This is a genomic window from Candidatus Defluviibacterium haderslevense, assembly GCA_016712225.1.
Taxonomy (GTDB): domain Bacteria; phylum Bacteroidota; class Bacteroidia; order Chitinophagales; family Saprospiraceae; genus Vicinibacter; species Vicinibacter haderslevensis.
Genome location: JADJRL010000003.1, coordinates 4286447 through 4305732, shown reverse-complemented (window position 1 = coordinate 4305732; position 19286 = coordinate 4286447). Strand labels below are relative to the sequence as shown.

The following is a 19286-nucleotide window of genomic DNA, read 5'->3' as shown; positions in this document are numbered from 1 at the left end:
TTGTCTAACTATTTATTTAATGAATAGTTTTTTTAAAATATCAATGCAAATATCAATTTCAGCAATTGTATTCAAGTGAGAAAAAGAAAAACGAACGGATTTTCCTAAACTTCCTGGTCGAATGTATTCTATAACATGTGAAGATTTTTCAGTGCCTGAAGAGCATGCAGATCCTGCGGATACCGCAATGCCATGGATGTCAAGATTCATTAAAATAAGTTCTAAACCGGGTTGATTTTCAAAATAGACATTAAGTATTTTTGGATTGAATTGATGCTCATGTGTATTGAAAGAAATATTTAAATTGGAAGCTAATAATGATGTTCTGAAATATTGATTTAATTGCATTAAATGATTAAAGCGCTGATCTCTTTCGATTATACTTAATTCAAGTGCTTTTGCTAAGGCAGCAATTCCAATAATGTTTTCTGTGCCTGCCCGCAAATTTCTTTCTTGACTTCCTCCATAGAGTAAAGGCTTGGTAGCGACCGGATTTTTAATATAGACAAATCCTATTCCCTTGGGTCCAAAAAATTTATGCGCAGATCCTGAAATAAAATCAATTTGTAGGGTTTCTACATCAAGGTCATACAATCCAATACTTTGAACAGTATCTGAATGGAACAAGGCATTTTTAGATTTACATATGGTGCTGATTTCTTCTAATGATATAGTAGATCCAAGTTCATTATTTGTATGCATTAAACTCACCAGTACCGGATGTTGACATTGATCCAATTGGCGCTCAAGTTCTTGGATATCAATTAGGCCATGACCATTGGGTTTTAAATAAATGACTTGGACGTTATTTTCAGTGGCGTATTGGTTTATAGCATTTAAAACACATGAATGCTCAATGGGTGAACTAATGATTGTTTTAACGTGGTGATCCTTAATCGCAGATTTTATAATCATGTTGTTGGATTCTGTTCCACATGATGTAAAAAATACTTGCGCTGGAGAAGTATGTAAATAGTTACTTAGTATTCTTCTGCTTTCTTCAATTAAATTTTTTGCTGTCACCCCTTCACGATGTATAGAAGATGGGTTGCCATAGATGGTTCCTGCTATTTCATGAATGGTTTGTATGACTTCGGGAAGTAAAGGAGTTGTAGCTGCATTGTCAAAATAAATTCTTTGAGACACAATGAATATTTTATTGGATCAAATGATGAATGTGATGTTTGAGTTGGTTTGTTAATTTTTCAGCCTCCGAAATGGACTTAGCTTCACAATATATTCTAATTATCGGTTCTGTATTGGATTTTCTTAAATGGATCCATGCATGATCAAAATCTATTTTCAATCCATCGATGGTATTTAGTTCTTCATTTTTGTAATTCGATTTCAATAATTGCAAAACTTCATCATATGGCGTGTCTTGTTTTAATTGGATCTTATCTTTTATCATAGCATATTTAGGATAGCCAGATTTGAGTTCAGATAATGTTTTATTTTTCGTAACACAATTAGCCAGAACTAATGCAATGCCAACAAGTGAGTCCCTGCCATAATGTAAATCTGGAAGGATTACACCACCATTTCCTTCTCCGCCAATAATGGCATGTACTTCTTTCATTTTTTGAACTACATGTGCTTCTCCAACTGCTGATGCAAAATATTGACCTCCTTTCATAAGGGTCAAATCTCGTAATGCTCTTGAAGATGAAAGATTAGAAACCGTATTGCCTGCTTTTAAATCAAGCATGTAATCAGCAACGGTTACTAAAGTATACTCCTCTCCAAAATATTGACCTTTTTCGTCAACCAATGCAAGTCTGTCTACATCCGGGTCAACTGCAATTCCAATAGCTGAACTGTTAGCACATGCTGATAGTAGGTCTTGTAAATGTTCTGGCAAAGGTTCAGGATTATGATTGAAGTTTCCATCAGGTATTTCATTGATTAATTCATAGGTACAACCCAGAGCTTCAAAAAGTATGGGTAATGCAATAGCGCCACTAGAATTGATACAATCGGCCACTATATGAAAAGATCTTGATTTTATGGATTGAATTGGTAGAAAGGGAAGTTTTAAAATGGCAGTTACATGATCCTGAATAGCATTTTCGTAATGGCTTAATTGGCCCAGAGAGTCAACAGAAGCATAGTCTATTTGATCTTGTTGAATGATGTGCAACAACTGTTCGCCATCAGCAGCTGATAAAAACTCTCCTTTTTGGTTAAGCAGTTTTAAGGCATTCCATTGTTTTGGGTTGTGGCTTGCGGTTAAGATAATGCCTCCTTGAGCGCGGAGATGCACCACAGCCATTTCTACCGTTGGGGTAGTTGATAAATCTAAATCGATCACATGGACACCCATACTTTGCAAACAGGAACTAACCAATTTGGAAACCAATTGTCCGGATATTCGAGCATCCCTTCCTATGACGACTGTTGGCTGAGGGTATTGATTTTTAATCCATTGGCTGTATGCTGAACTGAACTTAACTATATCAGGCGGTGTCAAATTGTCTCCACTTACCCCACCAATAGTGCCCCTAACGCCTGAAACAGAAACAATTAAACTCATGTCGAATGCCTGATTAACCGCACAAATATATTAATTTCGCCATTTAATCTTTAATCAAATAGGATTATTATCAGAATATGGGTGAATGGTTTAAAACATGGTTCGATACTACGTATTATGATATATTATACGATGATCGAGATGAACTTGAAGCAGAGGAATTTATACAATATTTATTGAGGTATTTGAACCTTGATCAACAGGCTTTTGTATTAGATATTGGTTGTGGTACAGGAAGGCACGCTCTGGCTTTAGCTGAATACAGATTCGATGTTACGGGTATAGATCTTTCTCTGAATCGAATTGAAAAAGCACTAGTATATCAAAATGAACATTTGAATTTTTATCAACATGATATGCGTCATTTGTTTAGAATTAATTACTATGATGTAGTTTTTAATTTATTTACAAGTTTTGGATATTTTGAGTCCCCCAATGATGACCAAAAAGCTGCATTGAGTATGGCTTTAAATGTTAAAAATGGAGGTATTTTTGTTTTGGATTATTTGAATTCACATTATGTTGTAGATGGTTTGATTCATGAAGAGCATATAACCAAACAGAATATTCATTTTGATATTACAAAAAAACTTGTAAACAAAAGAGTAATTAAACAAATAGCTGTTTGTGATCATGATTCTTGTCAAATGTTTGAAGAGAGTGTTCGCTTGTATTCACTTGCTGAAATTGAGTTATTATTTGCGCCATGTCGACTTAAATTGACCCAAGTATTTGGGAATCATCAATTAGAGCCATATGATGCATTGAAATCGGAACGCATGATTTGTATATTTAAAAAAGATATCATTGACCTATGATCCAATATTTAAATTATTTGGATCATTCGTTATTTGAATGGATTCAATTAAATCTCAGAAATGAAACGCTAGATCCTGTTATTGCTTTATTTCGGGATAAATATTTTTGGTTTCCGTTGTATATATTTTTTTTTACATGGATTTTTTTTCATTATAGAGCCAATTTTTGGTACTGGATTTTTGCATTTGTTTTAACCATTGTAATTAGTGATCAGTTATGTAGTACCGTTTTAAAAAAATCATTTAAAAGGATTCGACCATGTAATGAAATTTATTTCAAAGAACATTTTAATCAGCCCATCGGTTGTGGTAGTGGATTTAGTATGCCTTCTTCACATGCTTCGAATCATATGGCCATAGCTATTTTATTTACTTTAGGTTTTGCAGATAGTATGAGACGAGTGAGATGGGTTTTGCCTTTATGGGCGTTGATTATAGGTTTTGCTCAAGTCTATGTTGGGGTGCATTTTCCATTTGATGTGATGGTTGGATTTACCATAGGATTGGTAATTGGTATAATGGTATATCTCCTGTTTAAAAGTAAATTGGGTAATGAAAAATCACTGGTGGATTAATCAATAAATTTTGATACTTTTTAGAGTATTAATTTTTGATGTTATAAGCCAATATTTATTTTGAAAATACGCTTATTCTGAATTATTCATAGTTTCTTTCTGAAATTATCAATTGGTCGAGGAGATTTGAATTATAAGTGTTGATTCCAATTTTATCAGATGAATATTTTACTTTAGAATGATTTAAAAACCGATGCATTATTGATTAATGTTTCATGACGGTTTTTACAAGCTATTAAAATGTATTCCTATTCCAGGTGAAATACCCAATACTGGATGCACTTCCATGGAAGCATCCAGATTAATTTTACTTCTCAAAATATAACCTAAGCCAAAGCTATATTGTCCATTATTCATAAACCCTGCCCGTATAAATAGATCATGAATAGGTCGGTATTCTAAGCCAAAATGACCTGTGATGGGTAATTGATTTATTTTATGCACTTCTGTTAAAACATTGAGTTGCGGGGATATTTCGTAATTAAATCCTAACTTAAATACACTTGGGAATGATTTCAATTTTGGCGATTGAATGGGAATCGGATTTTTGATAACTGTAGCTACGATCAATTTTGAAAACAATACAGATTGGATGCCTATTTCAGGAATGATGGTCCAGGAGTTTCCATGTTCCGGAAGATGTTGGTTCAAATAATGTAATCCAAGCCCAACTATTGAAGAGCCTGACAATTTTCTACCATAAGAAAATCCAATTAATAAATCATTTAAATCTGTTGATCCGTCATAGAGTATACTGGCACCGAATCCATCTTTTTGCGAGGTTTTATAATAAGCTGAAATTGAACCATAGTGAAGCTGGTCCACTAAAAAGTAAGATCTGTATTGGAGATCTGTGCCTTTTTTATGGAGTAATGCAAGATGGGCAGGGTTGTTATTAAATCCATACGGATTGACACTAGTAATACCTGTTTGGGACATCCCCCTTGATCTGGAATTTTGAGAATTGACAAAAACACTATGTTGTGCTTGGGTTTCTAGCACATAAAATACTAGAATAAAAAAGAGTAGATACCGGAATTGCAATGATTTAATTTTAAGGACTCAATATAGAACTTTTTAACATACAATCTAGTTTGATTTAACGTATTAATTGAATTAAATTTGCGCATACTAACTATACATGAAAGAAGCATTTATTGAACAAATCTCCAAAGCATATACATTTCAAGGATCTTCCATAATTCTTGGGTGCGGTATGTATGAGGGGCAAGTTGTTAAAGAGACTATTATCAAATTGCCTTTGCGAATGATGAATAGACACGGGCTTATAGCAGGAGCTACAGGTACCGGAAAAACAAAATCGCTGCAACTTATTGCGGAACAATTATCAAAACAAGGTATCCCAAGTGTACTATTGGATATTAAAGGCGATTTGAGTGGTATTGCTGAAGCCGGCACAGTGAATAGTAAAATCTCTGACCGACATGCTGCATTGGATATTCCTTGGAATCCGCAAGATAATTTTGTGGAGCTATTATCCATTTCGGATCAACCGGGAGTTCGGCTCAGAGCTACCATTTCTGAATTTGGACCAGTGCTTTTAGCTAAAATTTTGGGTTTGAATGATACCCAGGAAGGGGTAGTATCTCTGGTATTTAAATTCGCTGATGATAATGGCTTATTGTTGTTGGATCTTGAAGATTTCAAGAAAGTTCTATTATATGTAACCAATGAAGGTAAGGAAGCCATAGAAAAAGAGTTTGGGACAGTTTCTTCTGCATCAGTTGGAACCATATTGAGGAAGGTGATTGAATTGGAACAACAGGGAGCAGATCGTTTTTTTGGAGAACGAAGCTTTGAAGTAGAAGATTTGTGTAGGATCAATCGGCAGGGGCAAGGCGTAATCAGTATTTTAAGAGCAAGTGATATTCAAGACAAACCCAAGTTTTTTTCAACATTTATGCTTCAAATGTTGGCTGAGATTTATTCCAAATTTCCTGAAGCAGGTGATATTGAAAAGCCAAAACTGGTGTTTTTTATTGATGAAGCACACTTATTGTTTGAAGAAGCTACATCTGCTTTAGTTAACCAATTAGAAACGATTATCAAATTAATTCGGTCCAAAGGTGTAGGCTTGATTTTTGTGACTCAGAATCCAGGAGATATACCTGAAAGTATTTTAGGGCAATTAGGAATGAAAGTTCAGCATGCTTTAAGAGCTTTCACTGCAAATGACCGAAAAGCCATTAAATCTGCATCAGAGAATTATCCTGAATCGAATTTTTATAATACCAGCCAATTATTGACGGAATTAGGAATTGGAGAGGCCTTTGTCACAGCCTTGAATGAAAAAGGTATTCCTACAGCATTAGTTCAAGTTATGATGTGTGCACCGGCATCTCGAATGGATGTTTTGAAGGAAGGAGAGATGGCGAAAATTACCAAAGCTTCTGAAATTTATGAATATTATAATGAAGAAATAAACAGGGATAGTGCTGCCGAAATTTTAACCAAAAAAATCGAAGAAGCCATACAAGATGAAGAACAGATTGAAACCCGATCAGACACCAGTTCAAGACGACAAGAAAAAAGTACGATCGAAAAAATGATGAACAGCAGTGTGACCAGACAAGTTGGACGCACAGTGGCACGTGAACTTACTAGGGGATTATTGGGTATGTTCGGTATTAAAACCTCAACGCCGAGAAGGAAAAAAACGGGTTGGTTCTAAGATAAAACAAAAAAAGGCTAATCATTTGATTAGCCTTTTTAAATATCAATTTCTAAATGAGTATTACAATCTTAAAGTTACCCCAAGTCTAGCAGCAGACAATCCAACACCACCTTCTACGAAAGCTGCGAATTTGTCGCTGAAATACCATCTTGCTCCAACTTGTCCACCAAGTATTAAGCCACCATAGTCTTCTCCATCAATTCCAGTGTAACCGTCATAATCCACTTTTACCACATCGAATCCTAAAAATGCTCCTGCATATAAGTCAAGTTTTTCAGGAAGCGCACTAATGTGTTTACCCCAGTGATAATTACCTCTTGCACCAAATAAAATATGGGTATATCTCCATTTATAAAGGGAAGAATAACTGTATGTGTTTGTTCCAAAGCCAAAAATGGCACCTACTGAAATTTTTTCATGAATTCCAAGATCAAAAGATACAGAAACAGGTGGAATTGCCTGTGATCCATAATAATTAGTTCCGAAACCGATTCCAAAGCCCAATGCTTTGTCACCTTTTTCGAAATTCTGAGCAAATGAAGTCGTATTTAATAATACTACGAGCAACAGGGATGTAAGAATTTTAAATTTCATATACGTTAGTTTATTGAGTGAATTAAAAGCCAAAAATAGATAAAAAAATGATATTCAAACTTTTTCTATATGATTTTCCAATCGATTGGAGCAATTTTCTTGCTCTCGAGATAAATATTAGTAGCTGAAAAGTGATTATTTCCATAAAAACCACCCCGTGCCAATGGGGAAGGATGAGGACTCTCTAAAATAGCGTGTTTTTGAGGGTCAATTAAGTCTCTCTTAGATCGGGCATGGTTTCCCCATAAAAGAAATACTATGTTAGACTTTTGGTCATTGAGTAGGGTAATGACATGATTTGTAAAGTCCTTCCAGCCAATGTTTTGATGTGAATTGGGTTGGTTTTTCAAAACACTCAAACTGGTATTTAGTAACAGGACACCCTGTTTGGCCCAAGTGCTTAGGTCACCATGACTTGGAATAGGGATGTGTAAGTCCCGGTTAAGTTCTTTATAAATATTTCTTAGCGACGGTGGAATTTTTTGACCAATGGGGACTGAAAAAGCTAGGCCCATGGCCTGACCTGGTTGATGATAGGGGTCTTGACCAAGGATTACAACTTTAAGCTTATCGAATGGACACAAATTGAAAGCATTAAACATCAATTCTGATGGGGGATAAACCTCCAAGCCTTTTTGTCGGTCAACTTCTAATTGTATTAAGAGTCTTTTATAATAATCTTTTTCGAATTCATGGGCCAAGAATAAATTCCATTTAGGGTCAATGTGTGGTTTCATTTCTTATTTTTGCACAATATTTTGAAAAATTCATACAATTATCGTAATTTCAATGTTTAAAACAGTTAAACCATGTATAATAAAAAGATATTAGTCGTATTATGTTCCTTATTGAGTCTTGAATTCCTGACAGCCCAGCCTGTTACCATTTGGAACAAAATTTTTGGAGCCCCTCAGGCAGAATACAGTAACAATATTGGAATATTCGAAGATAGTTTATTGATATGTGTTGGAAAATCGAATTCAGCAGCTTTAGTCAATAAAGGGCTTAATGATGCAGCTATTGCAGTTATTAGACAAGACGGTACTTTAAAACATATCAAAACTTACGGTTCACCATCGGATGAATTTTTTACTTCATTTGTAACCATTCCTAATGGTTCCCAAATGTGTGCAGCGACCATTAGTGGTAAAGGAGGAGATGTTACTAATATAAATGGCTTTACAGATGTTTGGTTAGTAAATTACAATTCCAAAACGAATACTAAAAATTGGGAAAAGAATATCGGAGGCTCGAATAATGATCAGGTGAATGATATTTTTTACTTAGAGACTGGTAAGGTCATTTTTGCAGGAGCTACAAAGTCATTGGACAAAGACATTCCTGCAAATAAAGGAGGATTTGATGTTTTAGTTGGTACAGTAGATGAAGCAGGTGCAATTAATAAAATCCGAAATTTAGGCGGTAGCAAGGACGAATTTGCAAGGAGAATTTTAAGAGCAGATGGAGCTAATTTTTTTGTAGGAGGTGAATCGCTTTCATCTAATGAAGGTGATTTTATTGGATTAACGAATAAAGGAATGCGCGATATCTTTTTGTTTAAATTCAATCGCAATACCAATCAGGTTTTTACAGCCATGTACGGAGGGCCAGGTGACGATCTTTTTGGAGATATGGTTGCTCTGCCTGACGGAAGTGCTATCCTTTTCTTAAATGTAAATACTAAAGGTGGAGACATTGATACCATCAAAGGTGGTAAAGACATATTAATGTTGAATATAAAACCAGATGGAAAAATACTATCAAAACGAATCATTGGAGGAACTAAAGATGATGTTGCGGTTAAAGCCAGGCTCAATTCAAAAAATGAAATTATCTTGATGAGTACTTCTGGTTCATCTGATGGTGATTATAATGCCAATTACGGGGCAAATGATGTTGTGATCATGAAATTGGACCTGAGTGGTAATATATTATGGCAACAAAACTATGGTGGTAAAGGAGCTGAAACGGCATCTTCATTATGTTTAGATGCAGATGGTAGTATTTACTTTATGGCTACTAGCTTTAGTGTAACGAATGATTTGCCGACTACAAATGTTAATGCACCAGATTTCTGGACCATGAAAATATACGATTGCAGCCCTTTGGTAACTGATTATACAGCGAATGCTTGTTTGGGAGACACCTTAACCATTCGTGGTAAAAAATACTACAGCGGTTTTCAAAATGGAAGCGATACTTTGATAGCTGGTTCTTTCAGGGGATGTGATTCCATAGTTAATATATTTGTAAATTTCAATCTATTCAGTACGTTTGAGTTTCGGGATACTTTGTGTAACGAAGGCACCATTACGATTGAAGGACAGATTTTTGATAGAAACAAGCCTATTGGCCATATTGACTTAAAAAATGCTAATGTAAATGGATGTGACAGTATTATTAATGTGAATATACTCTTTGGAGATCCTATAGACATTCAAGATACGGTTTTGATATTAGACAATGGTAATGGGGTAGGTAGTATTAGATTGGTTCCTAAGGGCGGATTTCCACCTTACACTTATGTGTGGAGTAATGGCAAGGTTTCTAATCAAATCATCAATCTTAAATCTGCCGTGTACCGTGTCACGGTTACGGATAGTCGTTCTTGTGTACAGCAATTCGAATTCAAATTAGGTTCGACAGTAGCTACTTCGGATATATATTCAACTGAAACTATCGTGAATACAGATCAAAAGCACATCTATGTCGAAAGTAAGGAAAATATTGACCAGATAGAAGTCATGAATGCTGATGGAATAAGCTTATATAAGGTTAGACCAAATCAAACAAAATGTATTCTGAATAGAGATCAATACCCAGCGCAGATCCTTTTATTGCGAATTACGAATCATTCTGGTAAAACCAACGTGCATAAACTTATGAATTATTGATAGAATTCACTAAAAAAGTTATCTTTGCGCCTCGATTTTGAGATTAGGCACTAGTTATCTGATTATTCTCAGTTAAATAGGACGTATTTATCCTCAATATCGAAATAACAAAAAATGGTCTCGTAGCTCAGCTGGATAGAGCATCTGCCTTCTAAGCAGAGGGTCACAGGTTCGAATCCTGTCGGGATCACTTGAATATCAAGGAGTTATGAATTCATTTTCATGGCTCCTTTTTTATTTGCAAGCCATTTGCAAGCAAAACTTAGGAAATATTATTTATTTCCACTCTAATAAAATTTATTAATTTTGGCTTCATGGAAGTCATTTGTTTGTCTGATGAAGCTTTTTACGCTCTTATTGAGACAGTCATTGCTCGAATAAAAGAAAAGGAAAGTATCAAAGGAGATAAATGGATTTCTGATGAGGAAGCCATGTCAAAGCTTCGGATTAAAAGCAAGACAACTCTTCAAAAATTAAGAGATGAAGGAAAGATTCGATTCTCTCAACCTGAAAAGAAAATAATTCTCTATGATACCGATTCAATCGATGTATATTTGGAAAAACATTCAAAAGATACTTTCTGATGGAAATTAATGAAAAACAATTTATTGCTGGATTTAATAGTGGTTATCTCCTTACAAAATATGAACTCGACTTGCTAAATTCAATTCTAAAAAACATTAACCATGTTAATTCCTATATTTCTGGAATGACTTATGGGCAGAAGGAATATAAATTGGACTTTGATTCAGAAAAGTTAAAAGATTTAAAGCAATTAAGAATAACTAATAGGGATGAAAGAAGTTTATAGTATAACAATTATTGAGTTATTAACTTAAGTTAAATTTGATATTAACTTTTAATAAAAAATGAATAAGGAATATAATAGCCCAAATGAAGATAAAAGAAATATAAAATCTCCAATAAAGAGTTTTATTTCTAAAACTTCTATTACTATTGTTGGATCAGTTGTCGCAACAATAATTTTATATCTTCTTAAATTGCATCCACGTGTTTCAGATGACGCAAGTACGATTAATTATAACCAATTTGATGGTATAGTTAATAATTTTATTGATATTAAGACCATGGTCGATACTGGTTCTTTGATTAGGAGGCAAGTTGATAATAATAATTCTAAACCAATAAATGAAAGCTCAAAACAAAATTTTTCTAAAAAAGAATTTACAACAAATCTCGAGAAAAGTCCTGTTATTCATCAATACAATAAAAACATTCAGGCAAACAACAATAGTATTGGACCTGTCGAGAATTATGAAAAATATGTAAATGGCAATAGGGCTAAAGCATCGATAGCTGTGATCATTGTTGACGATACTAACAAGTTTTTATTATCACCATCAGAACAAATTGAGAATCTCTATAAGACTAAAAGTTATACCGTTTATACAAGGTTATTCAATAGTTCGTTCTTTGCAATTCCTGATTTTTCGGATTTGATAGGAGGTAATTATAAGGTGCTTGATAAATTTAATCTTTCGCGGTATACAAATTATATAGTAATTGGAAGTTTGCATTCAATATACCAACCAGGTCAATTAAATAGTTCAACCTTAATTTGCAATATTTCTATGAATGTAACAATTATTGATACATCGAATAACTCCATTTATCGAAATTTTCAAGTGCCAACAGTAATTGGAAATGGTGTTACTTCCGATCAAGCGTATGAGAAGGCACTTTTTAAATTGCTAAATATATACAATAGTGATTATTCAATAATTTAATAATAAAATATGTCAAAATTATTAATATTCTTAATTTTTATTTCACTTGCGTTGCCAAGTTTTGCCCAAAACAAATTTGATAATGCATTAAATGAAACAAGTATCGATTTGGCAACCAAACTAGCTTCAAAAGAAAAGAAGCGAGTAGTTGTTTTATATGTTACTGACATAAACAAAGCTAATACAATTGCGGGTAAATATATTGCGGACATTCTTTCAATCGGGATCGTAAACAATGTCGAAAATTTCCAAGTTTTTGATAGAGAGAATTTAAACAGCATTGTTGATGCTAATAAATTGATTGCAGAAGGTTATATTGATGTAGACAGAGCCAAAGAATTAGGTAAATTACTTGCCGTTGATGCAATTATAATTGGGAACTACACCGTATTAAGCAACACATTAAAGCTTACAGTAAAAGCTCTTGATGCTAATTCTGGCTTCGTTATAGCAGCTACAATGAAAGATTTACCTTTAAATGAGGATGCTGGCTCAATTTTGGGTATTAATATTAACTCATTGGATAATAACCAAAATCTAAATCTTGAAAATCGTGGCTTCAACAGACCACTTAATTCAAATGAACGGATTAATAATCCTGAAACTGTTTCAAAAGATTGCTATAGAATGAATTACGGAGACTTTTGTTTTGAAAATAAAACAGCAAAGAAATATACAGTTTTAATTTCGACAACAGGGCTAAGTGAAAGGGACATGAACAATGCCCCACAGATTACGTTAAATTCAGGCGAAACTCAATGTTTTTATAGCCTTCAAAGCGGTATATTTTATTATAGCGCTGAAAGAATGATGATTACACAAGACGATTTCACTTATGAGAACGCTAATAATAGATTTTCGACTGGACAGATTAATGTTGAAAAATGCAAATCAAAAACGTTTACAATTAAATAGTCTAGTGTGTAAATGCTCAACATCAAAGTCAAAAGTAAAATGCATAAATTACGCGATAAAGGCAGAATCAAATATACTCAACCTAAAAAGAAAATTATCCTTTATGAGCTAGAATCGATCTATGAATATCCTCAAAACATTCTAAAATACATTATAATGAAAATTGAAGAAAAGAAGTTAATTGAGGGGTTTAATGCTGGTAATTTGTTTAAACTTTATAAACAATCACTTATTATAAAGGTAATCAGGAACATATCTGAGCTAAATGGTTTTAGTATAGGTTTTATAAAGGAGAGGGATCTTAATAATTTTGATCTTCAATCATCAATAATTAATACTCTTAAGAAGAACATTATTCGGTCAAGTGACTGAAAGAAATAAAATAATTATATATTAATTCTCTAATTCATAAATAATTTTCAAATCAAACTTGTAAAATTCATCAACTAAAAAATAATAATAGAATAGAAATTATTTAATAAATATATACGTCTAATAAAGATAAATAAATTTTAGGTATGTCTGATGCACTTAAATATGTTGATAAACGTGGTGATTATTGGGGTTATTTGCCTGAACAAGTAGTTGATCTTAAAAATTTTTTTGAGATTCTTACCAGCTTGTATGGATTGCCAGAGATTTCGGAGGAACTTGTAATATTTTTTAAAGAGAACATTGGTGATGTACGATTAAGATTAACTAATGATTCACTTAAACTTATCAGAAAGCATAAACCACATGAATTTCAAGAAATAAACTTTGATAATGATGAATATTCAGCATCAATTAGTCTTAGAGATGCAGAAAATTTTATAAGAATTCTGGACAAATTAAATTTTTCAAAAGGTTTATTCTCAATTGGACAGAAACTTACATTTTCTGACAAAACAAGCATATTTCGAATAAGGCTTAATTCAGAGTTTGGCGATTTTTTCCAAATAAAATCTCTCATAGATGATCAGCCTCATTTGGATGCTTTAATTTATGTTTTAGAAAAATTAAATATCATTCCATGGACCAATGAAGAATACAACGAATATATTAATAAAACTTGGAAAAATAAGGAGAAGGAAAGTTTAATTAATGAAAATGGTTCTCTAAATTCTAAGATTAAAAATTTGTTAATAAAATATGAATATTCTAGTAGTAGTTCGAAATTTTTATTTGAGGAATCAATACAGGGGTTGGTTAGAATAAAAAGTAATGATTATTCTGATCTTGAAAGAATATTCAAAAAGATAACTAATGAAGAATTAGTTTCAGAACAACCTATCAACTATTCAAATGCTTTCACGATTAGTGCAAGTATTATAATACCACTTTATAAAAATATTCCATTAATAGTTCAGTGTCTGAATTCGATTTGCAGACAAGACTTAACTCCTAAGCAATTTAAGGCTATTGAAGTAATTATTGTAGATGATGGATCCCCAAGTTTAGACAATGAATTCGTTTTACAAGAATCTAAAAAAAGATTGGAAGATAAAGGTGTTGATGTTTTATTTCTTAGACATTCAAAAAATAAAGGTAGATCATTTGCCAGAAATGTCGGAGCAAAAGCAGCCAGAAATCAGGTTCTTATATTTATTGATTCAGATATCTGCTTAGATATAAATTTTATTAAAGAAACACTTGTCAGACATCAATTTATAGAAAACATTGCATTAGTATCATTTAAAGAGAATATAAATTTATTTGATTTGAGCTCAGCTGTTGGAAAACCAGATTTCAAAAAAGATTTTAGATATTCTATATTTCCTAAAAGAGATTGGGTTGGTCTATATCCAGTAATGGAGCAAAATGAAGTTAGATGTTTAGAGGCGACGGACAACTTTAAATCATTTGGATTTGGTAAAATTTTAGGTCCTTATGATCTGCCTTGCATGGTAGTTACCCATAACTTAAGTATAAATAAAAGTCATTTTATTAAAATTGGTGGCTTTGAGGAACAATTTGGTGTAAAATGGGGTTATGAAGATACTCTTTTTGGAGCTTGTCTTATTGCAATTGGTATTTATATTGTTCCTTTGCTTTCTACAGGAGTATTCCATATGGAGACAGAAAGTGAACGAATTAATGAAGTTAGAGAACGTAAAATTTCTGAATTACATGAAACAGTTAATATTTATAATAAAATAATACATCAAAAAGGTTATTTATATGCTTTTGAAAAATTACGACAAAAATAAATTAAATTTAATTACAGATAAATTATTTTCTAGAATTATTTATGATAAGTTTGATTTTATAGGAAATTTAAAATTGAAAAACATTGAAAGTTCACATATAAATTGTGTTAGAATGTTCGTTAAAAACGATATTACATATTATATAAAAATAGCAGATCCAAGATTTCCAGAGAATCATTATTATTCGGAAGTTTTAGGAATGAATCTTGCTAAAACTATAGGTGTTAAGGTTCCTAAGATTGTTTGTAAAGGCATATATTCTATTAACCCCAAAGAAAAGGTTTCATTTTTAATTACTGAAGCATTAAATGGAATTCCGCTAAAGTATTTTACTGATTTGAATATCGTAGATATATATAAAACCATTAAAATTATTTCCCTTTTGCACACAAACATGTCTCCAAATTTTGGTGTAATTAATAAAATTGATCAAGGATATATTAAACATAAAGACTACTTTCAATTTATTGAGGATGTATTCACATATGCTCTTAGTAAAAATAAATTTGAAGACTATAAAGATTTACGAAATGAAATTCACAGTTTACATAATATTGTTGGGAATATTATTTTCTTAAATCAAAATAATTTTCATTTTTCGCACAAAGATCTAAATGTTAAAAACATTTTGAAAGAAAATAGTGAAATTAGAATTATTGACTGGGAATGGGCATTGTATTTAGATAATGAAACTGATTATGCTGTATTTCTAAAATCTATATACTTTAATACTAAAAATAATTATTTATTTAAGTTGGGATTAAATCATATACTAAAACAAAATATTTGTTCTAAAGATAAATTATTTTTCCATATCGCTCGAGAAATAATATTTCAATTAGCCTTTACTGATATTATTCATAAATGTGAATTTCATAAATATTTAAGAATGAGTATAAAATTTTTTAAATTTAGCATAAAATACCATGAAGCAAATTGAAGTTGAATTAAGAGGTGAGCTCCCTAATAACAAAAATGATTTGATTCAGCGACTTTTGGCGCACTATCAATCAAGTTTTAAATCAAATGAATTAGTTATTTTTTTTAAATATAATCACGACTTTAGATTTAAAATTATAAACAATTCAGCTGAGTTTATTCTTAAAAGAAAAACCATAAAGAGTATTTCAAATCAGGAAGAATTAATTACTAAAATTAATATTGAAGAAAGTAAAGCATTTTTACAACAGTTATATTATTTAGGTTATGAAGAAGGTTTAATTTCCATTAGCAAAAGGATAATATTCAGAAATTTAGAAAGTGAATTTTGCCTAAAATTGGATACGCCAATAGGAGATTTTTTTGAAATTGAAAAAGTAATATCCAATAATGAATCAATTCAGAAAACTGAAGAATATTTAAAAAATCTTTTGAATAAATTTGGGTTATATAGTTGGAATGAAAATGAATATAATGCTATTCGCTCAAAATCTTTAGTGTCAATGGTTAAAGAAAAATTAATAAGTAATAATGAACTCAATCCTAAAATATCTCTTTTTATAGATAACCAAAAAATATATTTAGATAACTGATTTTAGTTTCTCTTAAATCATGTCATACTAAAAACTGAATTTCATCTAATATTATAGAATTTTTCATTACTCTGGCAACTGAATTGTATCTCCTATATTTAAAAAATTCAATTAAGAAATGGAATAAAGTTAACTTTAAAAGTTATAAATGTAGAGCCTGGAACTGGGTCATTTAAAGAATTCACATTAATTAAATATGATATTAAAAAGAGGATATAAAGAACAAATGAATTTAGTACAAATCTTGGTGACAATGTGTTAATCCAGTTTTATTCACAACTAATCCAAATGATTGAACAATAAAGCACTTTGTCATCTGCATTAATCTTACAGAAAAATCTAAACCTGAAGTGAGAATTAACGGAATTATTTCACTTGGAGCCACTACAATTTTTACACGTCAACCAACTGTTTTCAACAACAAAGATATTGAGCATTCAAATTTGTCGAGTACAGATAAAATTACAGAAAAGATTAAATAATCTGTTCTTGGGATTACAATTTTATAATATTGTCTTTAACCAAAGTTTATTTTAATCTGAGGGTTGATAAATTAAGACATATTAATTGATAATAATTTTTTACATAATTAATCTGATAAATAATACCAAACCAAAGCTAATGACAAAGCATCAAATATCGGCATATTATGACTCTCACTTTCCCATGTTTTCCGTTTTTTAGGTTTCCGCAATTCCAATTCCTTAAATTCAGTTAAAAGCACTTTTGATATCTCATATTTGGTGACCGCACCAAATTGCTCAAAAACATCTCTAACTTGATCCCTTGAATATTGAACAACCTTGAGTTTCTCTTCCGATGCAAGGACTATAATTTTATCAATCAGTCTCCGAACTCTCCTTCCTACTCGGGAAGCCTTTCCTTCTGGATCTTGGATTATTACAATAGATGGCCTAAGATATTCAAAAGACCTCTTAATTCGCTCAAGTACCTTTCTATTACTTATTGGATTAATCCGAACAGATCCATAATCTAGGAGTTTCCTAGGATTCTCTAAATATACAAAACCAAAACCATTAGCATTAGGGTACAATGCATAAACTATATTCTTCCTCTGTGTTGATTGAGTCATTGATTTATATAATTATTTAGTCTAATAATAATTTGTTCAAGAAATTTTATTCTAGGGGTATTCTTTAATGTGTTATTGCTTTTTTTTATCTCCAATATGAGCATTTGTATCCTTTCAGTGAGATGCTCCTTAATGAGTTCTGATTGTGGTTCATAGAATGATTCAATTGATAATTCAAATATGTGATGGTAATTCAGTAGGAATTCTATGTTTGGTTGTCTTTGACCTTTTTCATATCTGGAAATATTTGAGATTTCTTTTAGGCCAATTAGAAAACCCATATCGTTTTGAGTTAATGGCGATTTTTTGCGATACATCCTTAAATAATTTGATGGATGGGACATAAAATTAATGATTAGAAAATGATGAGCTTTCTAATGTTCTAACTTTAGTCTATATTGATTTCTATTCGTAGAGGGCAGAAATTGCCAAATTGGCAATTTTTTTTCGCCAGCTTCGATTTTAGTATGGATTCCAAGTGTTCGATTAGAACATTTCAGGAAACTTATTAGGTTGTATTATGCCAATATTATATCACTTTCATTTCCATTTGAGATATGGATTTTGACGCAAATTTGAAAGGGATTGCTAAAAGCAATCAAATGTAATGAAAGGGAAATTTGTTGTTGATTTTATTGGGTATTTTAGGATTGGTGGTTTAGTTACTCGATTTTGAAATTTTGAGTTATCCACAAGTGACTGTCTATTTCGCTATTTTCATGTATTTTTTACTTTTTTATATTAGAAAGATTATCTTAATTGGATTATTTATTTAAATTTGCAAATTAACTTTATAAAGAATGAATTATGCCTACAATAGCTAATATTAAATTAAAGAATCCAACATTTACAGGGATCAATAATCAATCAGTGAATTTTGACATTAATTTCACGAATGATGATCTTGACAAAGAATTTCTAATTTAAATATTGTATCAGTTGACAGAAAGTCATTCGGAAAAACCTTATTGGCAAGTACTTGAAGAAAAATCAATTGTTGCAACCGTACCAGTTCAGCATATGGAGATTCCGTCGAATATTAGCAAGAAAACACAATTTCATGCAGATCTTATTATTAAAGTTGAAGCGTTTATCAAAGTTATTGTTGCTACATCGGAAAAAATTATACTTCAATAAATTTAATGAAGTAAGTTCATTCTTTGTTAATATAATATCTCCGCAACAGACTTCAAAGAATTTGTCCTAAAAGGACTTGTATTTAATTTTGTTTCTTTTATTTTTGAATTCTTAGTTTTGTTATATGCACTATTTTGCCCAGGTGCTTGTCGCCAAGTGCACTGGTTGTTGTCATCATGTGCACAGGTTAGGGAAAAGAGCATTGTGTATTTGCCTTTTCTATCTTCCGACTTATGGAGGGAATTGCCATTTTGGCAAGAAATACATATTAATCCTTTGTTTACAAGCTTACTAATTGTACTTGATACAATTCTTCTAGATAAATTTGTTTTAAAGATGAATTGAATGATAGAGAGCCTGGCCTTACTTTTCCTAAATCCAGTCTTTAAATTGACCCACCCTGCTGTTTGGCGAAATTATTATGTGAACTATTTTTAGTAATGACAATTATAGGTTTGGTAAGTGTTTATCAAACAAGATATTTGGTACTTGTGTTGTTTGTTGATATATCATTGGATTGAGTCTTTGTTGAATTTTTCTAAGTATTCGATTTTGTCTGATAT

Annotated in this window: 19 protein-coding genes and 1 tRNA gene; 13 read left to right on the top strand and 7 right to left on the bottom strand. The window is 31.7% G+C overall.

Annotation, left to right across the window (positions count from 1 at the left end; genetic code table 11):
* Positions 1-12: 12 nt before the first annotated feature.
* Positions 13-1146 carry a cysteine desulfurase gene (locus IPK88_16920; GenBank protein ID MBK8245111.1) on the bottom strand — a complete coding sequence of 378 codons (1134 nt, stop codon included), beginning with the start codon at positions 1144-1146 and terminating at the stop codon, positions 13-15.
* 10 nt (positions 1147-1156) lie between these two features.
* Positions 1157-2533 carry a phosphoglucosamine mutase gene (gene glmM, locus IPK88_16915; protein MBK8245110.1) on the bottom strand — a complete coding sequence of 459 codons (1377 nt, stop codon included), beginning with the start codon at positions 2531-2533 and terminating at the stop codon, positions 1157-1159.
* Between the two features lie 77 nt (positions 2534-2610).
* Between glmM and IPK88_16910 the strand changes: the two genes are divergently transcribed.
* Positions 2611-3351 (top strand): methyltransferase domain-containing protein, encoded by a 741-nt coding sequence (locus IPK88_16910; protein ID MBK8245109.1) that lies wholly within the window; start codon positions 2611-2613, stop codon positions 3349-3351.
* On the top strand, positions 3348-3926 hold the full coding sequence (locus IPK88_16905; GenBank protein ID MBK8245108.1) for a phosphatase PAP2 family protein: 579 nt from the start codon (positions 3348-3350) through the stop codon (positions 3924-3926). The genes IPK88_16910 and IPK88_16905 overlap by 4 nt, the downstream gene beginning before the upstream one ends.
* A 225-nt stretch (positions 3927-4151) precedes the next feature.
* Here the strand turns inward: IPK88_16905 and IPK88_16900 are convergent, their stop codons facing one another.
* On the bottom strand, positions 4152-4865 hold the full coding sequence (locus IPK88_16900) for a hypothetical protein (protein MBK8245107.1): 714 nt from the start codon (positions 4863-4865) through the stop codon (positions 4152-4154).
* Between the two features lie 202 nt (positions 4866-5067).
* Between IPK88_16900 and IPK88_16895 the strand changes: the two genes are divergently transcribed.
* On the top strand, positions 5068-6618 hold the full coding sequence (locus IPK88_16895; protein MBK8245106.1) for a DUF853 family protein: 1551 nt from the start codon (positions 5068-5070) through the stop codon (positions 6616-6618).
* A gap of 63 nt (positions 6619-6681) precedes the next feature.
* Here IPK88_16895 and IPK88_16890 read toward each other — a convergent pair whose 3' ends face one another.
* Together IPK88_16890 and ung are read right to left on the bottom strand one after the other, a co-directional pair.
* A complete protein-coding gene (locus IPK88_16890) occupies positions 6682-7215 on the bottom strand; it encodes a hypothetical protein (protein MBK8245105.1) in 534 nt (177 codons plus the stop codon).
* Between the two features lie 65 nt (positions 7216-7280).
* Complete coding sequence (ung, locus tag IPK88_16885; GenBank protein ID MBK8245104.1) at positions 7281-7952, bottom strand: uracil-DNA glycosylase; 672 nt, start codon at positions 7950-7952, stop codon at positions 7281-7283.
* Between the two features lie 72 nt (positions 7953-8024).
* Between ung and IPK88_16880 the strand changes: the two genes are divergently transcribed.
* The 9 genes from IPK88_16880 to IPK88_16840 all read left to right on the top strand — a co-directional run bounded on the left by IPK88_16880 (position 8025) and on the right by IPK88_16840 (position 16493).
* Entirely contained in the window at positions 8025-10109 is a 2085-nt protein-coding gene (locus tag IPK88_16880; protein MBK8245103.1) for a SprB repeat-containing protein, read from the top strand.
* 116 nt (positions 10110-10225) lie between these two features.
* Positions 10226-10299 (top strand) — tRNA-Arg (locus IPK88_16875).
* 124 nt (positions 10300-10423) lie between these two features.
* Positions 10424-10693, top strand: coding sequence for a helix-turn-helix domain-containing protein (locus tag IPK88_16870; GenBank protein ID MBK8245102.1), 270 nt, complete (start codon positions 10424-10426; stop codon positions 10691-10693).
* The gene (locus IPK88_16865; protein MBK8245101.1) at positions 10693-10920 is read left to right on the top strand and encodes a hypothetical protein; all 228 of its coding nucleotides are present in this window, start codon (positions 10693-10695) and stop codon (positions 10918-10920) included. The genes IPK88_16870 and IPK88_16865 overlap by 1 nt, the downstream gene beginning before the upstream one ends.
* A gap of 58 nt (positions 10921-10978) precedes the next feature.
* Positions 10979-11857, top strand: a complete 879-nt coding sequence (locus tag IPK88_16860; protein MBK8245100.1) for a hypothetical protein — start codon at positions 10979-10981, stop codon at positions 11855-11857.
* 9 nt (positions 11858-11866) lie between these two features.
* Positions 11867-12772 (top strand): hypothetical protein, encoded by a 906-nt coding sequence (locus tag IPK88_16855; GenBank protein ID MBK8245099.1) that lies wholly within the window; start codon positions 11867-11869, stop codon positions 12770-12772.
* A gap of 518 nt (positions 12773-13290) precedes the next feature.
* A complete protein-coding gene (locus IPK88_16850) occupies positions 13291-14961 on the top strand; it encodes a glycosyltransferase (protein ID MBK8245098.1) in 1671 nt (556 codons plus the stop codon).
* Positions 14933-15901, top strand: coding sequence for a hypothetical protein (locus IPK88_16845; protein ID MBK8245097.1), 969 nt, complete (start codon positions 14933-14935; stop codon positions 15899-15901). Before IPK88_16850 ends, IPK88_16845 begins: the two co-directional genes overlap by 29 nt.
* Positions 15888-16493 (top strand): hypothetical protein, encoded by a 606-nt coding sequence (locus IPK88_16840; protein MBK8245096.1) that lies wholly within the window; start codon positions 15888-15890, stop codon positions 16491-16493. The genes IPK88_16845 and IPK88_16840 overlap by 14 nt, the downstream gene beginning before the upstream one ends.
* A 589-nt stretch (positions 16494-17082) precedes the next feature.
* Here IPK88_16840 and IPK88_16835 read toward each other — a convergent pair.
* Both IPK88_16835 and IPK88_16830 read right to left on the bottom strand, forming a co-directional pair.
* Positions 17083-17586: a hypothetical protein gene (locus tag IPK88_16835; protein MBK8245095.1), complete on the bottom strand. Its 504-nt coding sequence runs from the start codon at positions 17584-17586 to the stop codon at positions 17083-17085.
* A complete protein-coding gene (locus IPK88_16830) occupies positions 17583-17930 on the bottom strand; it encodes a helix-turn-helix transcriptional regulator (protein ID MBK8245094.1) in 348 nt (115 codons plus the stop codon). The genes IPK88_16835 and IPK88_16830 overlap by 4 nt, the downstream gene beginning before the upstream one ends.
* Before the next feature lie 595 nt (positions 17931-18525).
* On the opposite strand from IPK88_16830, the gene IPK88_16825 reads away from it, so the two are divergent.
* Entirely contained in the window at positions 18526-18723 is a 198-nt protein-coding gene (locus tag IPK88_16825; GenBank protein ID MBK8245093.1) for a hypothetical protein, read from the top strand.
* The last annotated feature ends 563 nt before the right edge of the window (positions 18724-19286 follow it).

Coding starts and splice junctions, on each gene's coding strand:
- glmM (MBK8245110.1), bottom strand. CDS start 2,533: ATGAGTTTAATTGTTTCTGTTTCAGGCGTTAGGGGCACTATTGGTGGG.
- IPK88_16910 (MBK8245109.1), top strand. CDS start 2,611: ATGGGTGAATGGTTTAAAACATGGTTCGATACTACGTATTATGATATA.
- IPK88_16905 (MBK8245108.1), top strand. CDS start 3,348: ATGATCCAATATTTAAATTATTTGGATCATTCGTTATTTGAATGGATT.
- IPK88_16900 (MBK8245107.1), bottom strand. CDS start 4,865: ATGTCCCAAACAGGTATTACTAGTGTCAATCCGTATGGATTTAATAAC.
- IPK88_16895 (MBK8245106.1), top strand. CDS start 5,068: ATGAAAGAAGCATTTATTGAACAAATCTCCAAAGCATATACATTTCAA.
- IPK88_16890 (MBK8245105.1), bottom strand. CDS start 7,215: ATGAAATTTAAAATTCTTACATCCCTGTTGCTCGTAGTATTATTAAAT.
- ung (MBK8245104.1), bottom strand. CDS start 7,952: ATGAAACCACACATTGACCCTAAATGGAATTTATTCTTGGCCCATGAA.
- IPK88_16880 (MBK8245103.1), top strand. CDS start 8,025: ATGTATAATAAAAAGATATTAGTCGTATTATGTTCCTTATTGAGTCTT.
- IPK88_16870 (MBK8245102.1), top strand. CDS start 10,424: ATGGAAGTCATTTGTTTGTCTGATGAAGCTTTTTACGCTCTTATTGAG.
- IPK88_16865 (MBK8245101.1), top strand. CDS start 10,693: ATGGAAATTAATGAAAAACAATTTATTGCTGGATTTAATAGTGGTTAT.
- IPK88_16860 (MBK8245100.1), top strand. CDS start 10,979: ATGAATAAGGAATATAATAGCCCAAATGAAGATAAAAGAAATATAAAA.
- IPK88_16855 (MBK8245099.1), top strand. CDS start 11,867: ATGTCAAAATTATTAATATTCTTAATTTTTATTTCACTTGCGTTGCCA.
- IPK88_16850 (MBK8245098.1), top strand. CDS start 13,291: ATGTCTGATGCACTTAAATATGTTGATAAACGTGGTGATTATTGGGGT.
- IPK88_16845 (MBK8245097.1), top strand. CDS start 14,933: ATGCTTTTGAAAAATTACGACAAAAATAAATTAAATTTAATTACAGAT.
- IPK88_16840 (MBK8245096.1), top strand. CDS start 15,888: ATGAAGCAAATTGAAGTTGAATTAAGAGGTGAGCTCCCTAATAACAAA.
- IPK88_16835 (MBK8245095.1), bottom strand. CDS start 17,586: ATGACTCAATCAACACAGAGGAAGAATATAGTTTATGCATTGTACCCT.
- IPK88_16830 (MBK8245094.1), bottom strand. CDS start 17,930: ATGTCCCATCCATCAAATTATTTAAGGATGTATCGCAAAAAATCGCCA.